Source organism: Criibacterium bergeronii (assembly GCF_001693775.2).
GTDB lineage: Bacteria > Bacillota > Clostridia > Peptostreptococcales > Filifactoraceae > Peptoanaerobacter > Peptoanaerobacter bergeronii.
Genome location: NZ_MBEW02000040.1, coordinates 1 through 8614, shown reverse-complemented (window position 1 = coordinate 8614; position 8614 = coordinate 1). Strand labels below are relative to the sequence as shown.

The 8614-nt window shown below is 34.1% G+C and carries 11 protein-coding genes; 7 read left to right on the top strand and 4 right to left on the bottom strand.

From position 1 onward, the window contains the following. From BBG48_RS11045 to BBG48_RS10120, 7 genes are all read left to right on the top strand, one after another. The coding region (locus BBG48_RS11045) for an endolysin-like domain-containing protein (RefSeq protein WP_330410381.1) at positions 1-419 on the top strand (419 nt) is incomplete at its 5' end. Positions 420-771: 352 nt separating this feature from the next. Continuing rightward, entirely contained in the window at positions 772-954 is a 183-nt protein-coding gene (locus BBG48_RS10145; protein ID WP_068914026.1) for a hypothetical protein, read from the top strand. A gap of 117 nt (positions 955-1071) precedes the next feature. Then, positions 1072-1818: a phage antirepressor KilAC domain-containing protein gene (locus BBG48_RS10140; RefSeq protein ID WP_068914027.1), complete on the top strand. Its 747-nt coding sequence runs from the start codon at positions 1072-1074 to the stop codon at positions 1816-1818. Between the two features lie 12 nt (positions 1819-1830). Next, on the top strand, positions 1831-2061 hold the full coding sequence (locus tag BBG48_RS10135) for a hypothetical protein (RefSeq protein WP_068914028.1): 231 nt from the start codon (positions 1831-1833) through the stop codon (positions 2059-2061). A 70-nt stretch (positions 2062-2131) separates the two neighbouring features. After that, positions 2132-2347, top strand: a complete 216-nt coding sequence (locus BBG48_RS10130; protein WP_068914029.1) for a hypothetical protein — start codon at positions 2132-2134, stop codon at positions 2345-2347. Between the two features lie 60 nt (positions 2348-2407). Beyond that, entirely contained in the window at positions 2408-2602 is a 195-nt protein-coding gene (locus BBG48_RS10125; RefSeq protein WP_068914030.1) for a type II toxin-antitoxin system HicA family toxin, read from the top strand. Positions 2603-2639: 37 nt separating this feature from the next. Next, positions 2640-3020, top strand: coding sequence for a hypothetical protein (locus BBG48_RS10120; RefSeq protein WP_068914031.1), 381 nt, complete (start codon positions 2640-2642; stop codon positions 3018-3020). Between the two features lie 263 nt (positions 3021-3283). Here BBG48_RS10120 and BBG48_RS10115 read toward each other — a convergent pair whose 3' ends face one another. The 4 genes from BBG48_RS10115 to BBG48_RS10100 all read right to left on the bottom strand — a co-directional run. Beyond that, on the bottom strand, positions 3284-4441 hold the full coding sequence (locus BBG48_RS10115; protein WP_068914032.1) for an ABC transporter permease subunit: 1158 nt from the start codon (positions 4439-4441) through the stop codon (positions 3284-3286). Then, complete coding sequence (locus tag BBG48_RS10110; protein WP_068914033.1) at positions 4441-5511, bottom strand: ABC transporter permease subunit; 1071 nt, start codon at positions 5509-5511, stop codon at positions 4441-4443. Before BBG48_RS10110 ends, BBG48_RS10115 begins: the two co-directional genes overlap by 1 nt. A 1-nt stretch (position 5512) precedes the next feature. After that, on the bottom strand, positions 5513-7150 hold the full coding sequence (locus BBG48_RS10105) for a sugar ABC transporter ATP-binding protein (RefSeq protein WP_068914034.1): 1638 nt from the start codon (positions 7148-7150) through the stop codon (positions 5513-5515). Between the two features lie 296 nt (positions 7151-7446). Continuing rightward, positions 7447-8614 (bottom strand): DUF3798 domain-containing protein (locus BBG48_RS10100; protein WP_116170976.1); only part of this gene is annotated, 1168 nt, incomplete at its 5' end.

The following is an 8614-nucleotide window of genomic DNA, read 5'->3' as shown; positions in this document are numbered from 1 at the left end:
AAATAAATACAAGAACAGGCGGTGGCTTGCAAAGGGGCGACATTTTGCTAAATATTTATTATCATGTTGCGGTATATGTTGGCAACGGTAATGTTGTACAAGCAAGTGTAAATGAATTAGGTACTGCGATTGGTGGCAAGGCAGGCGACCAGACCGGCAGGGAGATTGAAATAAAGCCGTATTATTTGTATAAAAAGGGTTGGCATGAAGTGTTAAGATATCCGGAGCAAAAAGTGAAAAATGGAGATGATGAGATGGTAGAAATAATAAAGATAGAAAGTAATGGTAAGGTGCCTACGGTTAACGCTATAAATAAAGACGACAACTATTTTGTAAAATTAAGAGATTTAGCAGCTTTAGGGCTTTTAAAAGTGGATTACAACAAGGCTACTAAAAGACCTATTGTAAATAAAGCTTAGTAGGAGCATACAAAAAACACGTCTGTATAAGGCGTCTTTTTTATAAAAAATTTTAAAAAAACTATTGACTTTTGGTCGACCATATTATATAATATAATCACAGTAAGGGGATACCTTACAAGTCAGAGCAAGAGAAAGGAGAAAAAATGGAAGGAATGACAAACGAACAACTAAAAATATTCGTTAAAATGATAATCCAAATACTAAGAGATGACAAAGTAAACGAAGAAACAATCAAAAAAATAGAAGCCTTAATCAAATAAGACTTCTAACCAAACAAAAGCCATCAAGGGGACTTGCTCCCCCTACTGGTGGCATTATTATATCATAGAGCAAGAGAAAGGACAAGGTGATGGAAAAAGAAAATAAAAAAATGGGCAGACCTACTGACAATCCAAGAACAGAAAAAATAGGGTTTAGAATGTCAAAAAAAGAAATTGATATGCTGAACGAATGTTCTGAAATTTTAAAACAACCACGGGTAGATGTTGTAGTATCTGGAGTAAAAAAAATTTATGATGAAATAAAGAAATAAAAATAGAGCGTTTGTTGATTGGTAGTCTGAAACGCTCTATACCCGAAAGAAGTATCTTTCTTATGTAATTATATCATAGAAAATTACTTCTTTCAAGAAATTGAAAGGAGATTTAGTATGAATGAATTGATAAAAGTTGATACAAACGAAAAAGGCGAAGTGATTGTTAGCGGTAGAGAATTGCATAAGTTTTTAGAATTAGGAACAGATTATAAAAAATGGTTTGACAGAATGATTGAGTATGGATTTACTGAAAGTGTTGATTTTGCTACAGTTAGTCAAAAATGTCTAATAGCAAATGGAGGGTATCAAGAAAAAATTGACCATGCTATAAAACTTGATATGGCAAAAGAGCTTGCTATGATACAAAGAAATGAAAAAGGAAAACAGGCAAGACAGTATTTTATATCAGTAGAAAAGGAATTTAATTCTCCGGAAAAGATAATGGCAAGAGCCTTGAGGATTGCAGATGAAACGATAGCAAAATTGACTACAAGCATAAAAACAAAAGACGAACAATTACAACTACAAAAGCCAAAAGTGCTATTTGCTGAAACTGTGGAAACATCTGAAAGCTCGATACTTGTCGGTGAATTATCAAAGTATTTAAAGCAAAAAGGCGTAGATATAGGACAAAATAGACTTTTTGGCTGGCTAAGAGATAACGGCTATTTAATCAAGCAAAAAGGAGAAAACTACAATCTACCTACACAATATTCAATGGATTTAGGTGTCATGGAAGTTAAAAAAAGGACAATCAATAACCCGGATGGCTCAATCAGGACAACCTCAACGCCAAAAGTAACCGGTAAAGGGCAGATATATTTTGTAAATAAATTCTTAAGCGAAGTTGCTTGTGTGTAGGGGGTATATAAAATGACAACAGTAAATATAATAGATAAAGTAGATGACATTCAAAGTGATACCGAAAAGTTAAAATTCATAGTTTTTCAGATACAGGATTTTTTCACAAAGTCTTTTGACGATATAAATTTAGCCTATCATGAGAAAAACAGGTTGCTACCTTTGGCTGATATATTGGCTGATTATGCTTTGATTGCAGATAGAAAATTAAGTGATCTAAAATCAGATTTACAAACTAAATAGGTTGTTAAAAGCCACTCAATTATGGGTGGTTTTTTATATATGCATATTAAAAAAATGGAGGAAAATTAAAATGAAAAAAATCGATTGGAAAAGAAAATTATCAAGCAGGAAATTCTGGATGGCATTAATAGGGTTTGTATCAGCGTTGCTACTTACCCTCAACTTTGCACAAGCCGACGTAGAAAAAATAACAGGCATAATAATGTCGGGAGCAACCTTGATTGCTTATATACTAAGCGAGGGATTTATCGACGCAAAGAATGTCGAAGGCAATTCACAAAAATAAAAAAATGCTTCTTGACAATACGTATTTTTATACGTACAATAATAAGTGTAAGGGGGCTGTATGGCTAACACCAAAACTTACAAAGAAGTAGTTAAAATTCTTTTAAAAAATGGTTATATTTTAGACCACACGACGGGTTCGCACGAAATATATATAAATGATTTAGGGGTTATTTGCCCTGTTAAGTGCACTAAAAAAGATATACCGGCAGGAACGCTTGCTAATATTAAAAGAATAACAGGGCTTAATTTTTAGCCCTGTGCTATTTCTAAACATAAAAAGGAGTGTTTTTATGATAAATAAGTATAATTATCCGTGCAGTATAGAATTAATAGATGGTGTATACTATGTAAATTTTTTTGATTTTGATGATTGCTTTACTGACGCTGACACTATGCAAGAAGCTTTTGACATGGCTGACGATGTTCTAAAAGGGGTTATAACATCATACCTTGGCAATAACAAAACTTTGCCTAAGCCTAATTATAATATTGAATTTGACAGTAAAAAATTTATCTATATTGCTAATTGCAGTATAAGTGATGAGTTTATAAAAAACAAAAGCGTAAAGAAAACATTAAGTATTCCAAAGTGGTTAAATGACGAAGCTCTTGATAAGGGAATTAACTTTAGTAAAGTTTTACAAGAAGCATTGATGGAGAAAATTATTTAAAAAGCAGGGGAGTAAATCCTCTGCTTTTTTAATTCGTCAAAAATCCGTCAAAAAAATATTATAAAATTTAATAAAATTTGATTAGGTTGTATTATTTTTAAAATGTATACAAGCATTGTAATTAAAAGGTTTTGTACATGTTGTGTAATAAAATGATTATTAGTGATAATACGATTGCTTAATTTATACCATTAACTGAAAAAATCTATCATTTATATGATAGAAATTTTCAGAAAGATTTTTATTAAATTTTAATGAATTTACTATTGAACATCAGCTTTTACAGTCTCAGTTTCAGTTTTTTTGTCTTGTGTTCGGTTGAGATTTCTTGTACGCCTGTTATCCTCAATTTGTTTTTGTCTGTTGTATGCGTGCATGATAAGTGCTACAGTTACGACTGCGTAGCTTAGGAATGTTCTAAAGTATTCGCCTATCATCGCATCGCCTGTCAAGGCTTTACCCGCTTGAGGCATTATTATAAACATCAAGTGGAATAGGGCAGTACCGACAATTGCATTTGATATAGTCGCTCTTGTTACGCTAGCTCCGCCTACAAGTAGAGATGCGGCTGCATAAAGTGCGGCTTGGTCTTGCCCAGCATAGGTGTTTAGTGTGCCTATGTTTTGTAGGTAAATTATTTGACCGTAGCAAGCAAGCACAGTAGAGATTATTATTGATTGAACACGGATTTTGTCAGTTGTTAGTCCTGCATTTGAGGCAACCTTTTGGTCTTGTCCGACAGCTCTCATATCATGACCGATTTTTGTCTTTTTAAACCATACTATAAAGAAACAAATCAATACTATGAATATGATAGGTACAATCGGTAATTCAAAGGCTATTGACTGAGTGCCACCAACCGGTATTTTAATATTGAATTTTATCAGATTATCAAAAGCCTTTGCTACATCAAGAGTAAGTGCATTTTTAACACCATAGCCTCTTGATAACATGATGGTTTTATTTTTATATGGTATTACTGTACCAAATCCATACAATAAGAATAACATATAAATACCCAGTATGAAAAATGAAAGCATCATAGATGTAATCATTTCTCTACCTTTTGCTCTATTTAAAACATTACCGGAAAAAATACCAAGTAGTATTGCAATAGGAGTGCCTATTAGAGCAGCTAAGAATAATCCGGCAGCTCCGGTGATACCCCAGTCAGTTACGAATACAAGTCCTATTTGTCCTGCCATAGCACCTAGTGGTATACCAAAGTTGATACCCATACCTGCATAAATAGGTATAATTAAAGATAAAACCAAGAAGGTATTTCTGACCATTCTTCTTACAAGCTCTCCTGTTATATAAGAAAGCTGAGGTTTTGCAATAATCACGCCCAATGCACAAATTGCTAGGAATAAAATCGGAACAGCGTTATTTGACAATTTTTTCTTAATATTATTATTCATTACTTTGTCCTCCTTGTCAAAGCATAGACAATCATACCATTAGTTACGATTATACGTATTACTTCTGATACGTCTACACCAATAATACCATTTATAACAATAGGAGTTAAAGTAAGTATTCCTTGGAACAAGAAAGTACCTATAATAACATTCAATATACTAGCTTTGTTTACACTAGCTCCACCTATTAAAATTGCAGCTACAGTTTGGAATGTAAATGTCTGAGGAGCCATATAAAGCTGTATATATCCATAAGATTGCTGATAAATTAATATACCGATTGATGCAATAATAGTTGACATGATGACAGCTATTATACGCATTTTATCAATATTAATACCGGCAGCTTTTGCATATTCAGGGTTAGAACCCACTGCCGTTATAGCTGAGCCAAGCTTAGTTTTGAAAAATGCCCATACTAAAAATGCCATCACTGCAAAGAATAAAAACATACCAGTCATTAAAGTAAATCCGCTGGATATTTTAATACTCAAAAATTTAGATACTATACCAATAAATGCACTTGTACCATCCGGATTAACAACCTTAGTCATCCAGTAATCTGATACAGGTATCTGTTGGCTAAGACCCTTGCCACCATAGCTCAATACTGATACAGGGTTTTTATATGGTAAGACAAGCCACATTATACTCATAAATGCAACGAAGGAATAACCAACATAAGTGGCTATAAGCATTTCATCGCCCTTAATCTTATTCAATAAAAGACCGTAAAGAAAACCGAATATGGTAGCAAATATAACTGCCAGTATAACAGCCATGAATATACCGGCCATACCCTTAAATCCAAATTCTATACTGGTAACCCCACCTAAAATACCGGCTATAACTCCAACCGGCAGACCAAAGTTAAGTCCGCAGCCGGCTTGTATCATAGGTATCATAGAAAGAGTAAGTATTGAAAACATACCAAAACGTGAAAATACATTTGCAAGAGAGCTGTCAAATTTTAGATTTGCAGCAGGGGTAGCAATTAAAAGAGCAACTAAAAATAGTGCTATGATTATTCTAGGCCATCCAAATTGTTGTATAAAGCTTTTCTCTTTCATATTACATCACCTCCTGCTCTAATTTTTCGCCACTCATCAAAAGACCAAACTTAGCCTCTGAGTCATCAGGAGAAAGGATACCTGCTACTTTACCATCGCAGATAACGGCTATCCTGTCACAAATACTTCTTAATTCTTCTAGCTCAGAGGAGGCCATTATTACAGTAGTATTGTTTTCAATATTTGATTTTTTAATAGCATTTAAAACTAATTGCTTAGCACCTATATCTATACCTCTAGTAGGCTCTGATACGAAAAGTACCTCAGGCTCCATGGCAAATGCTTTTGCAAGACATACCTTTTGCTGATTTCCACCTGAAAGATTTTGAGCTTTTTGATTTGATCCGGTAGTTTTAATAGCTAATACATCAATATATTCATCAGCTAAAGCCTTCATAGCCGTTTCATCTCTGAAATTTATTCCCATTATTTTTTTAGTAAACTTATTTTGAACATTTAACGCATTAAATGCGATATTCCAATATATAGGCTCATCTAAAAGTAGACCGACACCTCTTCTGTCTTCAGAAACAAAGGAGATGCCTCTTTTTAAAATATCAAAAGTGTCACCAAGCTTTAAATCCTCGCCTTTAAATGTTACTGAGCCGCCAACCGGATATGTTCCAAGTATACCATTTGGTATACCAAGCTTACCTTGTCCGGCAAGACCGGCAAGACCTAATATTTCGCCTTTTTTAACCTCAAGATTTACATCTACTACCTGTTCACCGGGCATATCTACCCACAAATTTTTAATTTCTAAAATTGTTTCATCAGCTTTTTGCTCATCGTGCTTTGCAGCAAGATTAGCTAAGTTTGCAGCCTCAGTAGCAGCATTTTCTATTTTATGTGCTTTATCCTCTTTAGCTCTACCTACCATTTTAGCAGCCATTTCCTCGATAGTCATTTCACTTGCTTTTTTGCTTTCTACCAAAACTCCATCACGAAGTATGACTATGTCATCACAGACACTCAACACTTCTCTTAGTCTATGTGATATGAATATTACGGAAATACCCATAGAGGCTATTTTTCTTAGAGCTGCAATTAAAATGTCTGCCTCAGACTCAGTAAGCACTGCTGTAGGTTCATCCATGATAAGCAATTTTACATTATCTCTAGTCATTTCCCTAGCGATTTCTATAAATTGCTTATGTCCAACCGGCATATCCTGAGTAATATCTCTTGGATTAATTTTTACTCCTAAGGTATCAAGAGAATTACCTGATATTGTTAGATTTTCTTTTTCGTTTATTGTTTCAAGCTTTTTACCAAGTATTCTTGAAATTACAGATGGATTGGTTTTTTCCATGTTAAGAGTAATATTTTCAGAAACTGTAAAACCGGGAATAAGATTAAATTCTTGGTGAACCATACCTATACCCGCATTTAAGGCATCAAGTGGACTTTTAAAGTTTAGCTTTTCACCATTTAAAAGCAGTTCTCCATCGTACCCACCTGTCTCAGCAATTACACTCATACCGAAAATAATATTCATCAAAGTGGACTTGCCTGCACCATTTTCTCCAACTAGACCTAGAATTTTTCCTGCACCTAGCTGAAAGCTTACATCTTTAAGTACGACATTTCCGTCAAAGCTTTTTCCAACGCTTTTTGCCTCTAGTAAGACGTTATCCAAAATTTAAATTCACCTTCTCCAAATTAAAAACTTTCGTACCATTTTTACTGATACTAACTTACTTTGAAAATTATAGTATAAATATTGAAAAGAAATTTTTTTTGCTCTCTGATACAAAAAAATTTATAATGAAAAATAATACTACATTTTCTTATGTAAGTTAGCATGATATAAATTTGCAATAATAAAATTATATATTTAAAAAAATAAATTTTAAATATTATATCAGTAAATTATATATTTTACAATAAAAGCCAACGGTCTAGACCGTTGGCCTTTTAAATCTGATTTAAAAATTATTCATTTTTAATTTTTTCTAAGTCTACGTTAAGATTTAGATATTTTTCAGGTACTTCAACCTTATCCATACCTAAGAAACCTTTACCATAAACGTAAGTGTCTTGAGCTACTAGTAGATAATGTCCAACTGGCTCACCAGTTCTTCTGTCAACATATGGAGTTACTGTCCAAGCAGCACCATCTGTATATTTTTCTAAAGCAGCTTTTACAGCTTCTTTATCGTCTATTTTAGCTTCGCCTTTAGCAATCTGTATAGCTAGGTCAATTGTACCAAGTGTAGTTGAATATCCTAGAGAGTATGCCCAAGTACCCATTCTGTCTTTACCGCCGGCAGCTATAACTGCATCTTCAACTTTTTTGTTGATTGCTTTCCAGTCTCCAGCCTCATTTTTAAGGTCAACTGAGAATGCCTTAGGATATCCCATTATAGGAGATGGTAAGTCTTGTTCTACGAAGATTGCTCCGCCTGCTGCGATACCTCTTAGTAATGGTTCTGTTTGTGCATCGTTTGTGCAGAAGAATGCTGTATCTTTACCGTATTTTTCAATCCAGTTAGGGATGTTTTCTGCAATAAATTGTTGTGCTCCCGGGATACCAACGTCAGAAGTTGGGTCTGGAGCTGTTTCAGATATAAATTCAACACCTAAATCTTTACAAGCCTCTTCAAATATTCCTCTTCTTAAAGCAAGCATTTCGATACTCATATGTCTTGGGAAAGATATATGAACGAATTTTGTAGCTCCCATAGCTTTAGCTGCTGCGATAACTCTGTAGCCTCTTGAAATGTTATCTGCATCTATAACTAAGTCAGCTGCCTCTTGTACCATTGCAACGTCTTCTTGTGGAGTTAAGTCGATAAGTTTTATTTCAGGATTTTTTTCTCTGATTTGTTTGAAAGCTGCAACTGTTCCGGGAACAGATTGGTTAACTATTATAGCTTTCATTTGTGGGTCATCTGCCATTGCAACAATCTTAGAGATAGTTGTTTCTTGTTCGTTCATGAAGTTATCAGGATAAGTATCGTGAACAATCATACCGCCGTCTTTAGCGTTACCATAAAGCTCGATTGCTTTTTGAGCTGCTCTAAGCTCATCTTCGCTTTGTGATACTGTACCAGTTACTATACCGATATGGAAATCAGCCTTTGGTGCATCAGTTTTAGTG